Source organism: Flavobacterium sp. (assembly GCF_039932285.1).
In the GTDB taxonomy this organism is placed as follows: Bacteria; Bacteroidota; Bacteroidia; order Flavobacteriales; family Flavobacteriaceae; genus Flavobacterium.
In genome coordinates, this window is record NZ_JBDTQE010000049.1 from 1 (window position 1) to 21091 (window position 21091).

The 21091-nt window shown below is 32.3% G+C and carries 15 protein-coding genes and 1 pseudogene; 10 read left to right on the forward strand and 6 right to left on the reverse strand.

What is annotated here, in order from left to right:
* On the forward strand, nt 1-586 hold a 586-nt coding region (locus tag ABI549_RS09640), incomplete at its 5' end, for a peptide chain release factor-like protein (protein WP_348076249.1).
* Nucleotides 587-730: 144 nt separating this feature from the next.
* Here ABI549_RS09640 and ABI549_RS09645 read toward each other — a convergent pair.
* Nucleotides 731-916, reverse strand: a complete 186-nt coding sequence (locus ABI549_RS09645; RefSeq protein WP_348076250.1) for a CsbD family protein — start codon at nt 914-916, stop codon at nt 731-733.
* A gap of 174 nt (nt 917-1090) precedes the next feature.
* On the opposite strand from ABI549_RS09645, the gene pyrF reads away from it, so the two are divergent.
* Nucleotides 1091-1930, forward strand: coding sequence for an orotidine-5'-phosphate decarboxylase (pyrF, locus tag ABI549_RS09650; protein WP_348076251.1), 840 nt, complete (start codon nt 1091-1093; stop codon nt 1928-1930).
* Between the two features lie 119 nt (nt 1931-2049).
* Here the strand turns inward: pyrF and ABI549_RS09655 are convergent, their stop codons facing one another.
* Nucleotides 2050-2967, reverse strand: a complete 918-nt coding sequence (locus tag ABI549_RS09655) for a hypothetical protein (RefSeq protein ID WP_348076252.1) — start codon at nt 2965-2967, stop codon at nt 2050-2052.
* A gap of 338 nt (nt 2968-3305) precedes the next feature.
* Here ABI549_RS09655 and ABI549_RS09660 point away from each other — a divergent pair, with 338 nt between their 5' ends.
* The 6 genes from ABI549_RS09660 to ABI549_RS09685 all read left to right on the forward strand — a co-directional run bounded on the left by ABI549_RS09660 (nt 3306) and on the right by ABI549_RS09685 (nt 14142).
* Entirely contained in the window at nt 3306-4097 is a 792-nt protein-coding gene (locus ABI549_RS09660; RefSeq protein ID WP_348076253.1) for a helical backbone metal receptor, read from the forward strand.
* Nucleotides 4098-4153: 56 nt separating this feature from the next.
* Nucleotides 4154-4939, forward strand: a complete 786-nt coding sequence (locus ABI549_RS09665; protein WP_348076254.1) for an alpha/beta hydrolase — start codon at nt 4154-4156, stop codon at nt 4937-4939.
* 117 nt (nt 4940-5056) lie between these two features.
* The gene (locus tag ABI549_RS09670; protein WP_348076255.1) at nt 5057-5956 is read left to right on the forward strand and encodes an ABC transporter ATP-binding protein; all 900 of its coding nucleotides are present in this window, start codon (nt 5057-5059) and stop codon (nt 5954-5956) included.
* Nucleotides 5957-6017: 61 nt separating this feature from the next.
* Complete coding sequence (locus ABI549_RS09675) at nt 6018-6854, forward strand: ABC transporter permease (RefSeq protein WP_348076256.1); 837 nt, start codon at nt 6018-6020, stop codon at nt 6852-6854.
* A gap of 14 nt (nt 6855-6868) precedes the next feature.
* Nucleotides 6869-9148: a choice-of-anchor L domain-containing protein gene (locus ABI549_RS09680; protein ID WP_348076257.1), complete on the forward strand. Its 2280-nt coding sequence runs from the start codon at nt 6869-6871 to the stop codon at nt 9146-9148.
* 35 nt (nt 9149-9183) lie between these two features.
* Nucleotides 9184-14142 carry a T9SS type B sorting domain-containing protein gene (locus tag ABI549_RS09685; protein WP_348076258.1) on the forward strand — a complete coding sequence of 1653 codons (4959 nt, stop codon included), beginning with the start codon at nt 9184-9186 and terminating at the stop codon, nt 14140-14142.
* 196 nt (nt 14143-14338) lie between these two features.
* Here the strand turns inward: ABI549_RS09685 and lgt are convergent, their stop codons facing one another.
* The 4 genes from lgt to folE form a co-directional block, all read right to left on the reverse strand.
* On the reverse strand, nt 14339-15304 hold the full coding sequence (gene lgt / locus ABI549_RS09690; protein ID WP_348076259.1) for a prolipoprotein diacylglyceryl transferase: 966 nt from the start codon (nt 15302-15304) through the stop codon (nt 14339-14341).
* Between the two features lie 75 nt (nt 15305-15379).
* Nucleotides 15380-15574 (reverse strand): membrane protein insertion efficiency factor YidD, encoded by a 195-nt coding sequence (yidD, locus tag ABI549_RS09695; protein ID WP_348076263.1) that lies wholly within the window; start codon nt 15572-15574, stop codon nt 15380-15382.
* A 37-nt stretch (nt 15575-15611) separates the two neighbouring features.
* A complete protein-coding gene (cysS, locus tag ABI549_RS09700; RefSeq protein WP_348076260.1) occupies nt 15612-17090 on the reverse strand; it encodes a cysteine--tRNA ligase in 1479 nt (492 codons plus the stop codon).
* 119 nt (nt 17091-17209) lie between these two features.
* The gene (gene folE, locus ABI549_RS09705; RefSeq protein ID WP_348076261.1) at nt 17210-17881 is read right to left on the reverse strand and encodes a GTP cyclohydrolase I FolE; all 672 of its coding nucleotides are present in this window, start codon (nt 17879-17881) and stop codon (nt 17210-17212) included.
* 161 nt (nt 17882-18042) lie between these two features.
* Here folE and ABI549_RS09710 point away from each other — a divergent pair, with 161 nt between their 5' ends.
* Both ABI549_RS09710 and ABI549_RS09715 read left to right on the forward strand, forming a co-directional pair.
* Nucleotides 18043-18471 (forward strand): hypothetical protein, encoded by a 429-nt coding sequence (locus ABI549_RS09710; RefSeq protein WP_348076262.1) that lies wholly within the window; start codon nt 18043-18045, stop codon nt 18469-18471.
* A 1-nt stretch (nt 18472) separates the two neighbouring features.
* Nucleotides 18473-21091 (forward strand): annotated as a pseudogene (locus ABI549_RS09715) (hypothetical protein); the annotation flags it as partial.

A 21091-nucleotide genomic window follows, 5' to 3' on the forward strand; every position in this document is an offset into this window, starting at 1 on the left:
TGAAGTTACAGGGGAAGATGTTTACGGAACTTTGAAGTTTGAAGCTGGAGTACATCGTGTGCAACGTGTACCACAAACAGAAACACAAGGTCGTGTACACACATCGGCAGCAACAGTTATGGTTTTGCCAGAAGCAGAAGAATTTGATGTGCAAATTGATATGAATGATGTTCGTGTCGATTTTTTCTGCTCATCTGGGCCTGGAGGACAATCGGTAAATACCACAAAATCTGCCGTTCGTTTAACACATATTCCTACTGGATTAGTCGCACAATGTCAGGATCAGAAATCACAACATAAAAATAAAGACAAAGCCTTTGGTGTTTTGCGTTCTCGTCTGTACGAGCAAGAATTAGCTAAAAAACAAGCCGAAGATGCTACAAAACGTACATCACAAGTAAGTTCTGGTGACCGTTCTGCAAAAATTCGTACCTATAATTATTCTCAAGGACGTGTAACCGATCACCGCATTGGTTTAGATGTTTTTGATATGGATGGCGTTATGAATGGAAAAATTCAAAAATTTGTTGACGAACTTCAATTAGTCAACAACATGGAAAAACTAAAAGAATCTGAAATTTTCTAAAAGAAATAGTAGTAATAGTAAACACTGCAACATTCAGTAAGGAATCTAATTTACATAAAAACTATCTATAAAAAATGTGAATTTCTACAATTTAGAAATTCACATTTTTTATAGGTAGTTTAATTATATTTTTAAAAGAATTAACTACAATTCGGCAATCCATTTTGTTATTTCATCTTTTGTTTTGCCAATTTTTTTTTGGATTTTTCCAAACATTTCGTCTTCTTTTCCTTCTTCCAACAATAAATCGTCATCTGTTAGATCAGCATACTCTTGTTTTAATTTCCCTTTAATCTCGTTCCACTTTCCTTTCATTTCTGTAGTGTTCATAATACTTTAATTTAAAATTAATAATTTGTTTTCTTTTTGAATTATCTTATAATGTCTTATACAAAGATATTGTGATACAAATGAAAAAGCCTTACACAATATTTTAGGTTTGTTATAAAATTCCAAGTTTATTGATTTCAAGTTTGTAAATTTGTCGCAGAACTAAATTTCAAGATGACTACACAACAACTTACAGACCAAATCAAAATCAAGAAATCATTCCTTTGCATAGGTTTAGATGTCGATTTAACTAAAATTCCACCACATTTACTAGAGCTTGAAGATCCTATTTTCGAATTCAACAAAGCCATTATCGATGCTACGCATGATTTGTGTGTTTCCTACAAACCCAATACTGCTTTTTATGAAGCTTATGGTATAAAAGGTTGGCAAGCTTTGCAAAAAACAATTAATTATATTAACTCCAACTATCCTGAAATATTCACCATTGCCGATGCAAAACGCGGAGATATTGGCAATACATCGACCATGTATGCCAAAGCTTTTTTTGAAGATTTAAATTTCGATTCCGTAACTGTAGCTCCTTATATGGGAAAAGATTCGGTCGAGCCATTTTTAGCTTTTAATAACAAGCATACGATAATGTTAGCCTTAACATCTAACGAAGGTGCTTTCGATTTTCAGACTTTAGAAACTAATGGAATAGAATTATATAAACAAGTTTTAAAAACTTCAAAAACTTGGAAAAATAGTCAGAATTTAATGTACGTTGTGGGTGCAACCAAAGCAGAATATTTTGCCGAAATTAGAAAAATTGTACCGGATAGTTTCCTATTAGTTCCTGGAGTTGGTGCTCAAGGCGGAAATCTTCAAGAGGTTTGCCAATTTGGAATGAATTCAACTATTGGTTTATTAATTAATTCTTCTCGTGGAATTATTTATGCTTCTAACGGGTTAAATTTTGCTCAAAAAGCTAGGGAAGAATCATTGAAAATACAAACTAAAATGAGGCAGATAATGATTAACTGGACACAATCCAAAATTGGGAATTAATAACTAAACCAGTTCTTAACTATATTTAAAAAAAGGGTTCAACTTTAATTAAAAAGTCAAACCCTATTATTTTTGTATTAAACAATTTTTAGGATAGTGTCGTTTTTTATTTAATTTTTTTACTGTTTTTTTTTACTATTTAAAGTTTTCTCTTCCTTTTTTTCTTTTGTTAAATCAGCCTCTTTTTTAGATTTGCTTTCTTTTTTAACTTTTGGATTTCCTTCTTCTTTTTTAGCTTTCTCTTCAGGTTCTTTTTTAGACTTACTATCCTTTTTAGTTTTTGAATTTTCTTGTTCCTTTTTAGCTTTCTCTTCAGCTTCTTTTTTAGCTTTAGTATCCTTCTTAGCCTTTAAATTTTCTTCTTCTTTTTTAGCTTTCTCTTCAGCCTCTTTTTTAGATTTAATATCATTTTTAGCTTTTAAATTTTCTTTTTTAGCTTTTTCTTCAGCTTCAATTTTTGATTTTTCAGCTTCAGCTTTCAATCTAATAGTTTCTGCTTTAGTTTTTTCAGTTTCAGCTTTAACTTTTTCAACATCTACTTTGGCTTTTTCAACTTCTGCTTTCGCTTTTTCTGCCTCTGCTTTTGCTTTTTCGGCTTCTGCTTTTGCTTTTTCTGTTTCTGCTTTAACCTTTAAGTCAGCTCTTTGAGCTTCCTTTTCTTCCTTAGCAATTACTTTTTCGGTTTCTTTTTGGGCTTCTTTTTTAGATTCTTTTTCTGCTTTTTCTGCCTCTTTTTTTGCTTTTTTTTCAGCTTTAACTTCTTTTTCTTTTAGTTTTTCAGCATCTAATTTCAGTTCTTTTTCAGACTTAGTTTCTTCTTTATTTACAATAACTGTTTCTAATGATTTTTCTTCAGGTAACCCCGAGAGTACCGTAGATTTTGAGTTAGTCGTTGGCTCCAATATTGCTTCAGTCTTATCGTCAACTTTAGGGACTAGTTTTGTTTCAGTTTTAGCTTTTGTTTCAGTTTTTGTTTCTTGAGCAAAATTGCTATTTGAAAAAACAAAAACGAAGCAAAATAATAATAGTTGTTTCATAGTTTTTATTTAAATATTTAATGGTTAAAAATAATGATTTTTATTTAATAATTTACTTACAAAAAGAATATCAGAACATTTGCTTTTAAAAATCCAGAATAATAATTCGTCATCCTAGATTTTTAAAAGTGAAAATAGCACACGAATTTGAGCGATTATAGCATCCAAGAATCAATAAAAATCTGCTAATATTATGTATAATAGTTACACTTTCTTATAATCATCTACAATATGTTGATTTATTGTTTTAGTTTCAAGTTAATATTTCAAAGCATAATAGTATTAAATTTGCCAAAAACTATACGTTAGTAAGCTAAACAATAACTAAAAGAAAAAAAATGATTTTTATAGACCAAATGGGAAATTCTCATACTTTCGAAACTTCCCTTAAAAGAATAATTTCTTTAGTTCCCTCTCAAACTGAATTGTTATACGATTTAGGTTTAGAAGAAAGTATCGTTGGGATCACAAAGTTTTGTGTACATCCGTATCATTTCAAATCGACAAAAAAAATTATTGGGGGTACAAAAAAAGTAAATTATGATAAAATTAGAGATTTAAATCCTGATATTATTATCTGTAATAAAGAAGAAAATACTTTAGAAATTGTTGAAGAATTAAGGAAGATTTGCACTGTTTGGGTTACTAATATTATTACTATTGAAGATAATTTTCAGATGATTTCAGACTTTGGTCAGCTCTTTAATTGTCGTACAGAAGCACAAAAAATAAATGATAAATTAAGTTTCTCATTAACCGAATTTAAAAAATTCATCAAAGACAAACCAACTCAAAAAGCAGCTTATTTTATCTGGAAAAATCCTTATATGGTAGCTGGTTCAGACAATTTTATAAATGAATTACTAAAACTGAATAACTTTGAAAACATTTATGCTAAAGGGGAACGTTATCCCGAAATAGAACTCAAAAAAATACGTTTAGAAGGCGATCCTGATTTGGTTTTTCTTTCGTCGGAACCATTTCCATTTAAAGAAGAAGATGCTTTCGAAATAGGAAGATTTACACATCATGCCAAAACCGTATTTGTAGATGGTGAAATGTTTTCTTGGTACGGAAGCCGATTATTAAAGGCTTTTGAGTACTTCAAAATTTTGCATAGCAAGATTTAACGTAAATTTCTTGTCTTTTATTTTTCATCTATTACCTTTACTTAAATTTTTAGCAATTGATAAACTATACAATTTACGAAAATAAAGACAGCAACCAGTGGGTTACATTTGTGCATGGCGCTGGCGGAAGTTCTTCTATATGGTTTAAACAAATTCGTGATTTTCAGAAGCATTATAATGTTTTATTATTGGATTTGCGTGGCCACGGAAGCTCAAATCAGCAAATAAAAAAAGCTTTTCACAATAAATATACTTTCAAATCTATTGCTAACGATGTTCTAGAAGTTATTGACCATCTTAAAATTGAAACTTCGCATTTTGTTGGTATTTCTTTAGGAACAATCGTCATTAGACAACTGGCTGAAATGCATCCAGAACGTATAAAAAGTATGATTTTGGGTGGAGCAATTCTTAAAATGAACTTTCGTTCTCAAATTTTGATGCGTTTGGGCAATATGTTCAAATATGTGCTTCCTTATTTGGTATTATACAAGTTTTTTGCATTTGTTATTATGCCAAACAAAAATCACAAGCAATCCCGTTTGTTATTTATAAATGAGGCTAAAAAATTATATCAGAAAGAGTTTATTCGCTGGTTTAAATTGACTGCCGAAATAAATCCAGTTCTTAAATGGTTTAGACAAGTTGAAGTAAATATCCCAACTCTTTATGTTATGGGGGAAGAAGATTATATGTTCCTACCATCGGTTAGAAAAGTAGTCGAAAACCATTACAGATCTTCAAAATTATTTGTTATCGAACACTGCGGACATGTAGTAAATGTAGAACAACCTTTAGTTTTTAACGATACTGTTATCCGTTTTATAAATTCGACAAATTAAAAATTTAATTAGGGAGAAATTATTTAAAAAAACAAGTTCTTAGTGTATTGTCAAATTATTTAGTAACAAAACTCAAACTTCATCGTCTTACTGTTATCAATCAAAAAATTAACAGTTTTGGAAACTATACTTACGATTACCAATCTCAACAAAATTTACAATAAATACGTTCATGCCGTAAAAAATCTATCATTAGAAATCCACAAAGGTAATGTTTACGGAATTTTAGGACCAAATGGGTCAGGGAAATCAACAACATTAGGTATTGTTCTAAACGTGGTAAATAAAACTTCAGGAGATTTTAGCTGGTTTGAAGGAAAAATGCAAACGCATGAAGCATTAAAAAAAGTAGGAGCCATAATCGAGCGACCTAACTTTTATCCTTATATGACGGCTAAAGAAAATCTAGAATTAGTATGCAAAATTAAAAATATTAATTATGCTAAAGTTCAAGAAAAGTTAGAATTAGTAGGATTGATGGAAAGAAAAGATAGCAAGTTTAGTACCTTTTCGTTGGGAATGAAACAACGTTTGGCTATTGCTTCTGCCCTACTTAATGACCCTGAAATTTTAATTTTAGACGAACCAACCAATGGTTTAGACCCACAAGGAATTCATCAAATTCGTGATATCATAAAACATATTGCTTCACAAGGAACTACCATACTATTGGCTTCTCATTTACTTGATGAAGTAGAAAAAGTATGTACCCACGTTTTGGTTTTACGAAAAGGTGAAATGTTATATTCTGGAACTGTTGATGGAATGACGAGTAATGAAGGCTTTTTCGAATTGAAATCTAACAATCATCAAACTCTAAAATCAGTATTAGCAAATCATCCAGCTGTTGAAAAAATAGTTGAAGAAGATGGTAAAGTATTGGTTTACTTAAAAGGAAATTTAGAACCTTCAGATTTAAATAAATATTTATTTGACAATAATATTAGTCTAGAACATTTAGTAAAACGCAAACATAGTTTAGAAGAACAATTTTTAGAATTGACGGCCAATCAATAATAAAGTCAATTTAAAAAAATTAATAAAAAAACTTCAACAATCTCTGTCAAAAAATAAAACCATGAAAAGATTATTATCTATAGAATTACAAAAAATCTGGAAAAATAAAGCAAGTCGTATCTTAACAATTACTTACTTTGTATTGCTTTCTTTCATTGCATTAATAGCTTCAATTAAATTTGACATTGGAATTTTTAAATTAAATCTTGCCGAAATGGGAATTTTCAACTTCCCTTTTATTTGGCATTTCAACACTTACATTGCTGCAATATTAAAATTTTTCTTAGCTATAGTCATTGTTTCGATGATGGCAAATGAATACATTTATGGTACATTAAAACAAAATCTTATTGATGGAATGAGCAAAAAAGAATTTATTTTATCTAAATTCCTCACGGTTGTTTTGTTTGCATTATGCTCAACCATTTTTGTTTTTGTAATGAGTTTAATTCTTGGTTATAGTTTTTCTTCTTATACAGAATTTGGAATTGTTTTTTCAGATTTAGAATATATCTTAGCCTTTTTTGTGAAATTGATTGGGTTTTTCTCTTTCTGTTTATTTCTAGGGATTTTTGTAAAACGTTCTGCATTTGCTATTGGTTTTTTATTCGTTTGGAATATTGTTGAAGGCATTGCCAAAGGAATTCTAACTTTCAAAATTTTTCCTGATAGTAGTACTGCTGAAAAAATAACGCAATTTTTCCCTTTGGAATCTATGTCAAATCTTATAGTAGAACCATTTTCGAGATTATCTGTAATCAAAAATATTGGTACACAAATCGGAGTAAATGATATCAAGGATTACAGCGTTCATTTATCTACAATCGTCGTTGTTTTAGTTTGGACTGTTATATTTATGTTAATGTCTTATAAAATTTTAAGAAAACGAGATTTGTAGTATATTTGCAGTCTATGAAATTAAGACTCCAAATCATTATTATTAGTGTTAGCTTGTTCTATTCAAGTAATATATTTGCGCAAAATATTCAAGTAGACGATACCTATACTGCACAGCAGTTGGTTCAGCAATTGGTCAATTCGACTTGTGCATCGGTAACTAATTTTTCTGTTTCAGGCGGGAATTTTGGAGATGGGAGTAATAGTTATGCTGCTTTTACTAATATTAATCCTAGTTTTCCTTTTACTAACGGAATTGTTTTATCTACAGGAAAAGCTGCTTCAGCACAAGGACCCGGAGGAAATCTTTCAGATGATGGCGGTGGTGTGTCTTGGGGTGGAGATTCTGATTTAAATCAAGCGCTAAACGTAAACAACACACTGAATACAACCCTACTAGAATTTGATTTTATTCCATTAACAGATAAAATTAGTTTTGATTATATTTTTGCTTCGGAAGAATACCATGGCAACGCACAATGTACTTATTCCGATGGTTTTGCATTTTTATTAAAAAAAATTGGTGATCCTACCTACCAAAATCTAGCAATTGTTCCAGGGACGAATACTCCTGTAAAAGTAACCTCAGTTCATCCTGATGTTCCTGGTGGATGTTCGGCACAGAATGAAACTTATTTTGGTAGTTATAATGGCTCAAATTATCCTACTACTTTTGATGGGCAAACCGTAGTTATGACTGCAAAAGCTGATGTTATAATCGGTCAATCATACCATATCAAACTTGTAATTGCCGATGAAGCAAATTACAGATACGATTCTGCTATATTTTTAAAAGCTGGAAGTTTTCAAAGTGGTACCGATTTAGGAATTAACCATTTAACTTCTACCAACAATCCTTATTGCGCAGGTTCTAGTGTTTCATTTGATGCCACACAACCTGGAATTAACACCTACAAATGGTTCAAAGATGGGGTTGATACAGGTATTACGACACCAAGATTTAACGTTACCGACAACACCAATACCAATGTGGTTGTATATAGTGTAGAAGTTACTTTAAGTGGTGGTTGTGTTTCAAATGGAGAAATAAGAATTCAATTCGACAATTTACCTGTTTTAAGCGATCAGACTTTAGTACAATGTGATGATAATAATGATGGCATTACTATATTTAATTTAACTAAATTAGACAATCTAATTAGAAATAATGACCCAACATTAGGAACTGTTTCCTATTATCAAACTATTGGAGGAACTCAGATTACAACTCCTTCAGCATATTCTAGTTCTTCAGCCACTATTTATGCAGAAGTTGCTAATAGTTTTGGATGCAAAAGTACTGCAACTATAAACTTACAAATTGCAAACAACAGTGTTCCTACCCAACCTGATATAACAACATGTGATGAAGATGGCACTTTTGACGGAATTACAAAAATAACGTTGCCAACAAGCCTAACTGGAGTTCCAGCGGGGTTAACTACTGAATATTATACATCAGTTACAGATGCTGTAAATCAGACTAATGCTATAACCAGTCCGTTTACAAATACAACTCCAGATTCACAAACTATTTATGCAAGAATAATAAACGGCCCTGATTGCTACGGAATTACCCCTATAAATCTGATTGTTAATACTTTTAACCCACCAAATTTTGGAGATGAAACATTATTTTTATGTTCTTCAAATTCTATTACATTAAGTGTTGATAATACTTTTTCTAGTTATAATTGGGTTGGATTAAATGATTTTGATTTTGAAACAGATGTCACATTAGCAGGAACCTATTACGTCGATGTTACCGATGGAAACAATTGTCCTGCAAGAAAGACATTTGTCGTACAAGCTTCTGCCCCAGCCTCAAATATAGATGCTGTAATAAATGATTTCTCAGAAAATAATAATACAATAACTATTATCTATACTGACAATGGTGGTAATTATATTTTCTCTGTAGACGGGATAAATTATCAAGAAAGTCCAGTTTTTACTAATCTTTTAGCAGGAGAATACACCATTTATGTAAAGGACAAAAATGGTTGTTTACCAACGCCATCAAAAGTAATTTATGTTTTAGATTATCCTAAATTTTTCACCCCAAATAGCGACGGAATAAATGATACTTGGGTTATAAAAAACGTTAAAACCAAACCAAATTCTATAATATATATATTTGATAGATTTGGAAAATTATTAAAGCAAATAGATTCAGATTCGAATGGTTGGGACGGAACATATAACGGAGAAAAGCTACCTGCGGCTGATTATTGGTTTTCTTTAACACTTTTTAACAATAAAACTGTCAAAAGTCATTTCACGCTTAAAAGATAATTAACTACTTTTGGGGAATTTCTGTAAAATTTCCTATGAAAGTAAAATTTTTATTATTAGCCCTATTTTTAAGTTTTAATGGTTTTTCACAATTTAGTAAAACACATTATATTCCGCCCTTATCTAACACTCAAGCATACGAAACATTAGATCAATATTTATATATTTCTTGTCCAAGTATAACCGATATAACTTATAGAATTACTGCTATTGGTGGAGTAACAACTACAGGAACTGTTCGTAGAGATAATCCTCAAACCATTCTTATAGGAAATGGAGATGATACTCAAATTCTTGCTAACGGAGTAAAAGTAAACACCGTATTAAACAACAAAGGATATATTGTCGAGGCTGAAGATTTAGTTTATGTTACTGTAAGACTTACTGCTGCTGGAGGTAACCATGCTGGAGGATTAGTCTCAAAAGGTCTTGCTGCTCTAGGTACACAATTCAGAATTGGTGCTTTTATAAATACAGGGGTTACGACCGATTCTAGACACTATACCTTTGCTTCTATACTAGCCACCGAAAATAATACTGTAGTCTCATTTAGTGATTTAAAACCTGGTGTATCCTTAATAAATAATGCTGGGGCAGGAAATACTCCAGCAAGTATCATACTAAATAGTGGAGAAAGTTTTATCATGGCTGTTCAAGGACCTAATTTATCAAATAAAGATGGGCTTATTGGAGCTCTTATTTCTTCTACCAAACCAATTGCTGTAAATTGTGGGTCTTTTGGAGGAACAAATGGAAACACAGGTAATACTTCAGACATTGGTTTCGACCAAATTGTATCAGTAGAGAGAACAGGAAAAGAATATATTTTTATAAAAGGGAACGGAGAAGATATTATAGAAAGACCTCTAATTGTAGCACACGAAAACAATACTGAAGTGTTTCTTAACGGAAGTGCAACACCAACAACAACATTAAACGCTGGACAATATATTGCACTAGATGGCTCTCAGTTTTCAGCTTCTGGTAATTTATATGTACGAACATCTAAAAATGTTTTTGCTTATCAAGGAATTGGAGGGTCTGGAAGTCAGGCAAATCAAAATATGTCATTTTTGCCTCCTTTAAGTTGTGAAACTCCAAAAGTCATAAATAATATCCCCTTTATAGACCAAGTGGGAAATGACAATAGTTTTTCAGGAACAGTTTGTATTGTTACTGAAACTGGTGCGACATTAACCTTTATAATAAATGGAACTTCTTATAATTCATTAGCAGCATTAACAGCAGCTGGAATAACAATAAACGGGCCTTTTGCTGTAACAGGAAATACTGGTTATGAAACTTATACTTTTGAAGGTTTTTCAGGAAATGTATCTGTATTTTCATCAAAATCTGTATATCTTTCTTATTTTGGATCTAGTGGAGCTGCCACTTATGGCGGTTTTTATTCAGGATTTACCTTCAAACCAGAAGTAACACAACAAATTCTAGTAACTGGTCAGCTAAACTGTATTCCAAATGCTAATTTAGCAGTAAGTAGTATCACTGCTTTCGATGTTTTTCAATGGTATTTTAATGATGTTGCTATTCCTGGAGCAAATACAAATCAATATTTGCCAACACAACCAGGCTATTATAATGTAATAGCATCAATATCTACTTGTCCAACACCACCTCTAGTTTCCGATAAAACTCCTGTTAGTTCTTGCCCTACAAATGGTGATAATGATTTAGCAAATGATAATATCGACATTGATCTAGATAACGATGGGATTACAAATTGTAACGAATCATTTGGAAATCAAATTATAAATACGCTAGTAGCAAGTGGTACAATTCCGCAGAGTACAATTACTTATATAGGAACAGTAACAAATACAATTCCAGCTGCTCCAATTCCCTTTTTAGGAAATACAGATGGAAGTTTTATTACAGAAGTAGTAGCAGGAAAAGGATACAACGTAGTATATGATGTTAATTTTTCGCAACCTACAAATATTAGATTAGAATACCCAACTATAGCAAACGTAAGCGACTTACTTAATGCCGATGCTGAATATGTTGTAAACTCCGATGTAAATAAAACAGTAACTATTTTAAACCCAACAAATCAGTTACTTATAGACACTAATTATGACGGAATTTACGAAAGTGGTGTAACACAATATTCTTCTTTCGAAATTAGATTTAGATTAAATGGAAATATTCCTTTAGCAGCGGGAACTGGAACATTTAGCTTCCAATCTTTTCAAACAAGTAGTTTTAAAATTACCCATAAAAATCTTAGCAATATAGCTGGAAATAAATCTACATTTAAACTAGTAGCCACTTGTGTATATAAGGACACTGATGGCGATAACATTCCTGACCAATTAGATACAGATAGTGATGGTGATGGTATTTTAGATATAATTGAAGCACAAGTAAATACTTCTGTAACATTAACAAATACAGACACTAATCTTGATGGACTTGACAATGCTTTCGAACCTGGACTTACTCCAGTAGACACTGATGGTGATGGCGTTTTAGATTATTTAGATTTAGATTCAGACAATGATGGTATTTTAGATTCAGATGAATTAATTGCTGATACTGACAATGACGGAATAAAAAATTATCGCGAACTAGATTCAGATAATGATTTATGTAATGATGTGATTGAAGCAGGATTTTTAGACCCAAATGGAGATGGAATATTAGGTAACAATCCTTTAACTATTAGTCCAAACGGTCAAGTATCTAGTGGCGTAGGTTATACAACACCCAATGCAAATTACATAACTTATGCACCAATCGTAATTACAACACAGCCTACAATTGCTCCAACTTGCGAACTGCAAAATGCTACAATTACACTCGCTGATAATGGCGGGAATACCTACCAATGGCAAGTTTCTACCGATGGAGTTACTTGGAATAATATTGTAAATAATGCAACATATTCTGGAGCAACAACAAACACACTGACTATTACAGCAGTTCCTTTTACTTTTGATGGTTATAAATATAGAGTTCAGCTAAACAAAGTAGGAAACTCATGTGGATTAATTTCTGCCGATGCGACACTGATTATTTATGCTTTACCAGTTGTAAATGATGTTACGATTATTCAATGTGATGATGATTTAGATGCAATTGCTTCGATCAATTTGACTATTAACAACAACTTAATTTCTACAAATTGGGCTAATGAAACATTCACCTATTATACGACTTTAGCTGGCGCACAAACTGCTGACACATCTGTTTTAATTCCAAATCCATTGGCTTTCACAAACACTACTTCACCTGGTGCAATTACGGTTTGGACAAGAGTTGTTAACGCAAACGGATGCTTTAGAACAGCACAAATAAACGTACAGGTAATTGCAACGCAAATACCAACAACGTACAGTAAATCGTTTAGTAGTTGCGACGATTATGTAGATGCCGCAAACGATAATCGAGACGGAATTGCAACTTTTGATATTTCGAGTGTAACTACAGATTTGTTAACCAATGTGCTTCCTCCTGGAAATTATAATATAAAATATTATAGAAACATAGCTGATAGAGATGCACAAACCAATCCTATTCCTAATATTACAAATTTTAGAAATGATATGCCTAGCAATCAAACAATTTGGGGACGTGTAGATAGTACAATTAGTCAAGCTTGTTATGGCTTTGCACGTGTTTTCTTAACTGTCGAAAAATTACCATTTGCAAATGCAGTGACATTTCCTGCAGCTTGCGATGACAATACATCTGATACTGTTATAAATCATGCTTTCATCACATCAAGTCTAGAAACTACATTAATAGGAAGTAATCAATCATATCCAGTTACTGTAACTTACTTTGATTCGAGCGGAAATCCTTTGTTAGATTCAAATGGGAATCCAGTTGTAAGCCCATTTCCAGCAAGTTTCTTAACAGCAACACAAACTATAAAGGCTATTGTAACTAACAATACGACATTAGCTTGTACTGATGAAACTACTATTCAATTTACAGTAGATGCAAAACCAGTTGCAAATCCTGTAACTATTGTACCTTCTTGTGATGATTTAGCATCGGGTTCAGATACAGATTTAAAAAGTGGTTTTGATACATCAACCTATCAAAGTACGATTCTTGGTGCACAAACAGGAATGATTGTAAAATATACTGATTCAAACGGAGTTGATATTTCACCACTACCAAATCCGTTTATTACTCCTACACAAACTGTAACGGTAACGGTAACAAACCCTTTGAATACAAATTGTCTTGCAACTACAACACTTGATTTTATTGTGAATCCTTTACCTAGTATTAATTTAGTTGACACAGGAGTAATTTGTTCAAATTTACCCACATTAACTATTACTTTAGATGCTGGTATTAATGACGGAACACCAACTACAAGCTACACTTATGTTTGGAGTTATAATGGCACACCAATAGTTCCCGCCGAAACCAACTATACCTTACAAAATGTAAATCGAGCTGGTATTTATACAGTTGAAGTAAAAACTGCTCCTCCTGGCTGCCCGCGTACGAGAACCATAACTGTTGCTCCTTCAAATATTGCTACAATATTGGCTCCTTCAATTACTGATTTAGTAGATAACAATACTGTTACTATTAATATTACAGGTACAGGCGATTATGTGTATAGTTTAGATGAAGAATTTGGTCCATTTCAAGAAAGTAATGTTTTCACTAATGTTACGGCAGGGGTTCATACAGTATATGTTAAAGATTTAAATGGTTGCGGAACAGTTCCAAAAGTGGTATATGTTTTAGGAATCCCTAAATATTTTACCCCGAATGGAGATGGAATTCACGATTATTGGAATGTACAAGGTGTGAGTTCAACATTTAATGCAAAAACCATTATTTACATTTTTGATCGCTTCGGAAAATTAATCAAACAAATATCTCCATTAGATCAAGGTTGGAACGGAACATATAATGGTATCGAATTACCTGCTACAGATTACTGGTATAATATTGAGTTTGAAGATGGAAGAAATATGAAAGGTAATTTTGCTTTAAAACGATAACCTTTAAAAACTTTTGAAAGAAAATCTTAGTTCATAAAAAAAGCTTATTGATAAATCTCTTATATCAATAAGCTTTATCTTTATATACTATCTTGAGAAAATCACATTAAAAGTTTAATCTAAAATAAAAAAGCCTCTTAAAATAATTAGTTTTAAGAGGCTTTTATTTTAAAATCTAAAAGGTAAATTTAAAATGCTAAACTACTTCTTTTCTCGATCTAATTACAAAAAATAATCCAGCAATTATAAACGGAATACTTAACCATTGTCCTGTAGATAATATTCCTAAGGCAGATTCGAAACCACCTTGACTTTCTTTGACAAATTCTACTAGAATTCTTACCGTGAATAACATGATTAGGAACATTCCGAAAAGATAACCTTGTTTTTGGCGAGCATCAGTTTTCCAATATAAAAAGAATAAAATGGCAAAAACAAAAATGTATCCAAAAGCTTCATATAATTGAGACGGATGTCTAAACGGAATTTTATTTAAAGTTTCAACAAAATTAGGGTCTGTTTCTATCAATTTATAAGCCTTATTCAAATCGTTTGTTTGTGTAATTTGACGTACATTTTTATCAATCCAAAATTCATCTTCACGAATAAATTTAACACCGTAAAATGGTTTTCCAGAAACTATTGGTCCATAAATTTCAGAATTAAAAAAATTACCCAATCTCACAAAAATAGCTCCACAAGCAACAGGAATTACAACTCTGTCTAGAATCCACAAAATAGATCTTTTAAGAATTTTTGTAGTATAAAAATACATGGTAATGATAACTGCAATAGCAGCTCCATGACTTGCTAAACCTCTAAATCCAGTAAATTCCCAACCTTTTATAAAATAAAATAAAGTGGCATTTGGATTTTCTCTTATTGGAAGAAAAATTTCAAGTAAATGGTCTGGATAATAACTACTCCAATTGTAAAATATAACATCACCCAATCGTGCACCAATTAATATAGCAAGAACCATATATATTAGTAAACTATCTAATTTTTCGATAGGTTCGTTTTCTCTTTTATAAATTGGTTTCATAATAAACCAACCTAAAACAAAGGCTACAACAAACATTAAGCTGTAAAAATGTAATGTAAATGAACCAATGTTTATTCCTTCTGAAGGATTCCAAACAATCTGTAAAAAATGTGTCATATTGATTTTTGTAGTAATTGATAACAATCAAAAATACTATTTTAATTCGTAATTCGTAATTTTTAATTCGTAATTCTAAGGAACTGGATCGTAACCGCTTCTACCCCAAGGATGACAACTTAAAATTCTTTTTGCTCCTAGATATCCGCCTTTAAACAATCCATGTTTTTGTAAAGCTTCGGCAGTATAATGTGAACAAGTTGGTGTAAACCTACAAGTTGCAGGTGTTAGTGGTGAAATTACTATTTGGTAAAAACGAACCACAAACATAAATGGGAAAATGAGAATTTTTTTTAAATTCAAAATATTATATTGAAAATGTTGTACCTTCTTTTCCGTCTTTCAACTGAATTCCTAATGCGAATAATTGATCTCTAATTTGGTCTGACATCTCAAAATCCTTATTATCTCTGGCTTGTTTACGCATTTGTATTAGCATTTCTACAACGCCTTCTAATTTTTCTGAATTATTATCGGATATTTTTTCATTTTTAATACCTAACACATCAAAAAGAAAACTGTTCATAGTGTTCCTTAACACTTCTAAATCTACTTGAGTTAAGGCTTCTTTTCCATCATTAACTAAATTGATATATCTAGCGCCTTCAAATAATTGTGCAATTAGTATTGGCGTGTTAAAATCATCATTTATTGCATCATAACAATTTTGTTTCCATGAGTGAATATCAATTGTTGATGTGCTTTTGGCTTGTAAATTGTTTAAAACGGCGATGCTTTCCATCAATCTATTAAATCCTTTTTCGCTAGCAACCATCGCTTCGTTAGAAATATCTAAAACGCTGCGATAATGTGCTTGGAGAAAACAAAAACGTACTATATTTGGGTGAAAAGCTTTTTCGAAAAAAGCATTTTCTCCATTTATGAGTTCCATTGGTAAAATATAATTTCCAGTAGATTTACTCATACGAAGCCCATTCATAGTAAGCATATTGGCATGCATCCAATATTTTACTGGCGAACTTCCGTTGCAAGCTTTTCCTTGTGCAATTTCGCATTCGTGGTGAGGGAATTTTAAATCCATTCCGCCACCGTGAATATCAAAATACTCGCCTAAATATTTTGTACTCATTGCAGTACATTCTAAATGCCAACCAGGAAATCCTTCACCCCAAGGCGAATTCCATCTCATGATGTGAGCTGGAGATGCATTTTTCCATAAAGCAAAATCTTGTGGGTTTTTCTTTTCGTTTTGGCCGTCTAAATCTCTAGTGTTTGCTAATAATTCTTCAACATTTCGGTTGTTTAGCTCGCCATAATTGAGTCCTTTTTTGTTGTATTCTAAAACATCAAAATAAACAGAACCATTGCTTACATAAGCGAAATCATTGGCAACTAATTTTTCAATAAGCTCTATTTGTTCTACAATATGACCTGTGGCAGTAGGTTCGATACTTGGTGGCAAAAAATTAAATAAATCTAAAACTTTATGAAAATAGACAGTATATTTCTGAACCACTTCCATAGGTTCTAATTTTTCGAGTCGAGTTTGCTTTACAAATCGATCGTTATTTACATCACCATCATCGGTAAGATGACCTGCATCGGTAATATTTCGTACATAACGAACTTTGTATCCCAGATGCAATAAATACCTAAAAATCATATCAAAGGACATGAAAGTTCGTACGTTTCCTAAATGAACATTGCTGTATACAGTTGGTCCGCAAACATACATACCAATATTCCCTTCATGAATAGAAGTAAAGTTTTCTTTTTCGCCAGAAAGCGTATTGTATATTTTTATGGGATTGCTTTTGTATAGCATTTCGTTTGTTTTTTTAGGAGCTAATTCCTGCTTTTCGTTTCAATCTTTTTTTCGTACCTCAAAAAAGGTTTTCCACTGCAATCAGGGCTAGGGCATTTCATTAATAAAGACGATTTATTTTAGAATTTAGTTTCCAACTTAATGTAATCTAAAAATTCTCTTCGAGTTTCTAAATTCTTAAATTTTCCACCAAACTCAGAGGTAACAGTACTACTTTCTATATCTTTTATTCCGCGAGAGTTTACGCAAAGGTGTTTGGCATCTATCACGCAAGCTACATCATCAGTTCCTAAAGCAATTTGTAATTCTTGTACAATTTGCATCGTTAATCTTTCCTGAACTTGAGGTCTTTTAGAATAATATTCTACAATTCGATTCATTTTAGATAAACCAATAACAGTCCCTTTAGATATATAAGCAACATGAGCTCTACCTATAATAGGTAACAAATGATGTTCGCAAGTAGAGTAAACAACAATGTTCTTCTCAACGAGCATTTCTCCATACTTATAATTGTTGTCAAAAGTAGATGGTTTTGGTTTTCTGTTAGGATTTAGTCCACCAAAAATTTCTTTTACAAACATTTTTGCCACACGGTTGGGTGTTCCTGAGAGGCTATCGTCAGTAAGATCAATACCAAGGGTTTGCAAAATATTTTCTACATCTTTTTTTATAGATTCTATTTTTTGATCATCGGTCAGAAGAAATGCATCCTCTCTTACAGGATTTTTTGCGCTTGTTGCAATATGATTGTTTCCTATTTCGTCTTGAAAATCGTCGTTATGAGCCATTAAATAAGGGTTTAAACAATTAAAAACTTTATTAAATGCAAATATATGTAATATATTCAAATTTATTAATTCATTTTGATTATTAAAAAGAGCAAACAAATATTAAATATTACTTAAATTTTTATTAAATTTCGGACGAATTTTAACCAAACCATTTAGAAATGAAATTTATTTACCTTAAAATTATGTTTTTTTTAATGATTTCGCAGTTTATATATTCGCAAGAAAATATAGATTGTACCGTGAATTATAAAACTGAAATCATAGAATGTCCTAAAGAAACAGCTAATGCTGAAAAATATGCTATTGTAAACTGGGATTTTTCAGAAGTGAAAGACGCTTCAATAAAAATTGAAATAGTTCCTATTCTAGATTGTTTCAACAAAGAGAAAGCAGTTAGCTATAAAGATGTTATTTTCTTAAACATAGATAAAGATGGTAACGGAATTACTGGTTCAAAGAAATTAATTCATACTGAAATGATGAGTAAGTGCTTCAAATGGAGAGTGATTGTTACCAAAACAAATTGCGAAAAAATCTCTGATTGGCAATACCATTATTTTATAAGTGTAACAAAATATAAAAAATAAGATGAAAAAAATTATACTATTTTTAGTTTTTAGTTTATTTAACATTAATATTTATTCACAAGCTACTTGTGCAACTGCAGAGGCTTTTTGTGGTTCAGACCCTACAATTCCTTCCTTAATATATCAAAATTCGACTGGTGGATCTGGCGGATCTATTGCTTGTTTAGGTTCTTCTCCCAATCCTAAATGGTTTTATTTTAAAGTAGACCAATCGGGACTTTTAGTTTTTGATATTATTCAAAATACGGCTTTTAACGGAGCTGGTTTCCCTATAGGAACTCAACTTGATGTCGATTTTGCAGTTTGGGGTCCCTTTGCTTCGGCAACTGGAAACTGTGGAAACTTAGTAAACAATTGTCCACCTTGTGGCAATAATACAACTTCCCCAGGAAATTATCCTAGACCAGCTCCAGGAAATTTAGTAGATTGTAGTTATGATGGCTCACCAGTAGAACATCTAACAATTGCAGGTGCAACTGCAGGGCAGTATTATCTTGCTGTAGTTACTAATTTTAGTGGACAACCTGGATTTATAAAATTAGAACAAAGATCTCCTATTTTGCCTACTTATGGCTCTACAGACTGTGATTTAGTTTGCGGCATTTCTTTAGGTCCAGATCGTACTGAATGTTCAGGAACTTCAATAAATATTACAGCAGCTTTTGCTTCTCCATTTACTACAGGTACAGCACCTTTTCAATGGTTATTAGGAGGTGTACCACAACCTGCCTATGATAATATGCAAACGATTACAGTAAATCAAGCAGGAACTTGGTCTGTAAAAACCACTAGGCCTGGTGGGTGTTACCAAGTTACTGATAGTATGGTACTTACATATTATGCTCCAATAGCAGTAACACAACCTACAGACATTGTTCTTTGTACAAGTTCACCAGCACCTTATATCTTTCCTTCAATAAATAAAGACACTCAAATTTTAGGTGCACTTCCTGCTTCAGATTATACAATTACATATCATACATCTCAATTAGATGCAGATAATGGTAGCCCAAGTATACCTTTTGCAAGTTTGACTAATTATTCTACTTCATCTTCACCAACTAGAATTTATGTTAGAGTTGAAGATAACACAACGGGGTGCGTTGCTACAAGATTTTTTGATTTAATTGTAGCTGCTGCACCAACAGGGACTATTTCTTATCCTAGCAGCCCTTATTGCACAAGTATTACTACTCCTCAGTCCGTTACAGCTACAGTCACAGCTGGTGGTACGTATACAACTAATCCTGTATCTGGATTAACAATAAATTCAACAACTGGAGCAATTATTCCTAGTACTAGTACACCAGGAACATATACCGTAAATTATGATATAGCCTTGTCTGCATCTTGTCCAGCATTCCATGTAGATACACAAGTTGTAATAAATCCCGTTTTATCCCCAACAGTAAATTGTGGTACAAGTACGACAACTTCGGTAATATTTAATTGGACTGCAGTTACAGGAGCAACAGGTTACGACGTATCTTATCAGATAAATGCTAATCCTGTAGTAAATGTTGGAGCAATTGGTAATGTCTTGACTTATTCAGTAACAGGTCTAACACCTGGTGATAGTGTAGTAATTACATTAACACCTACTGGACCAGCGGGCAACTGTTTTTTACCAAACACACAAACTTGTATAGCTAACAATTGTACACCTCCTACGGCTTCTATATCTTATAGTATACCTAGTACATTTTGTGAATCAGATATAATACCTAAATTAGTAAATTTATCAGGAACGGGAGTTTTTGCACCAGGTACATATACCGCAAGTCCAAGTACCCTTATTATTGATTTAAATACAGGAACAATAACACCAAACGGAAGCTCTGCAGGTGTTTATACTGTAACTTATACTATTCCACCTGCGTCTGCGGGTTGTTCGGCAGTAACTGCTACAACATCGGTAACTATAACGGCTTTACCAACTGTAACAATTAGTTATGCAGGTACTCCTTTTTGTACTAGTTTAGCAACGCCACAAAATGTAACACTAACAGGTACAGGCGCTTATACAGGCGGAAGTTTTACATCAACAGTTGGATTAACGATAAATGCAACAACTGGTGCAATAACACCTAGTACAAGTACGGCTGGAACTTATACTGTAACTTATTCAACATTAGCATCTGCTGGTTGTGCAATTGTAACTGCTACAACATCGGTAACCATTACTAATGCACCAACTGCAACAATTAGCTATGCTGGAACTCCTTTTTGTACTAGTTTAGCAACGCCACAAACTGTAACGTTAACAGGAACAAATGCATATACAGGTGGAAGTTTTACCTCAACAGCTGGATTAACGATAAATGCAACAACTGGTGCAATAACACCTAGTACAAGTACGGCTGGAACTTATACTGTAACTTATTCAACATTAGCATCTGCTGGTTGTGCAATTGTAACTGCTACAACATCGGTAACCATTACTAATGCACCAACTGCAACAATTAGCTATGCTGGAACTCCTTTTTGTACTAGTTTAGCAACGCCACAAACTGTAACGTTAACAGGAACAAATGCATATACAGGTGGAAGTTTTACCTCAACAGCTGGATTAACGATAAATGCAACAACTGGTGCAATAACACCTAGTACAAGTACGGCT

Bases quoted from the DNA above. Each gene is read 5' to 3' on its own strand.
- cysS (WP_348076260.1), bottom strand. From the start codon at position 17,090: ATGCTATACAAAAGCAATCCCATAAAAATATACAATACGCTTTCTGGC.
- yidD (WP_348076263.1), bottom strand. From the start codon at position 15,574: ATGTTTGTGGTTCGTTTTTACCAAATAGTAATTTCACCACTAACACCT.
- ABI549_RS09660 (WP_348076253.1), top strand. From the start codon at position 3,306: ATGATTTTTATAGACCAAATGGGAAATTCTCATACTTTCGAAACTTCC.
- ABI549_RS09655 (WP_348076252.1), bottom strand. From the start codon at position 2,967: ATGAAACAACTATTATTATTTTGCTTCGTTTTTGTTTTTTCAAATAGC.
- pyrF (WP_348076251.1), top strand. From the start codon at position 1,091: ATGACTACACAACAACTTACAGACCAAATCAAAATCAAGAAATCATTC.
- ABI549_RS09645 (WP_348076250.1), bottom strand. From the start codon at position 916: ATGAACACTACAGAAATGAAAGGAAAGTGGAACGAGATTAAAGGGAAA.
- lgt (WP_348076259.1), bottom strand. From the start codon at position 15,304: ATGACACATTTTTTACAGATTGTTTGGAATCCTTCAGAAGGAATAAAC.
- ABI549_RS09685 (WP_348076258.1), top strand. From the start codon at position 9,184: ATGAAAGTAAAATTTTTATTATTAGCCCTATTTTTAAGTTTTAATGGT.
- folE (WP_348076261.1), bottom strand. From the start codon at position 17,881: ATGGCTCATAACGACGATTTTCAAGACGAAATAGGAAACAATCATATT.
- ABI549_RS09710 (WP_348076262.1), top strand. From the start codon at position 18,043: ATGAAATTTATTTACCTTAAAATTATGTTTTTTTTAATGATTTCGCAG.
- ABI549_RS09680 (WP_348076257.1), top strand. From the start codon at position 6,869: ATGAAATTAAGACTCCAAATCATTATTATTAGTGTTAGCTTGTTCTAT.
- ABI549_RS09675 (WP_348076256.1), top strand. From the start codon at position 6,018: ATGAAAAGATTATTATCTATAGAATTACAAAAAATCTGGAAAAATAAA.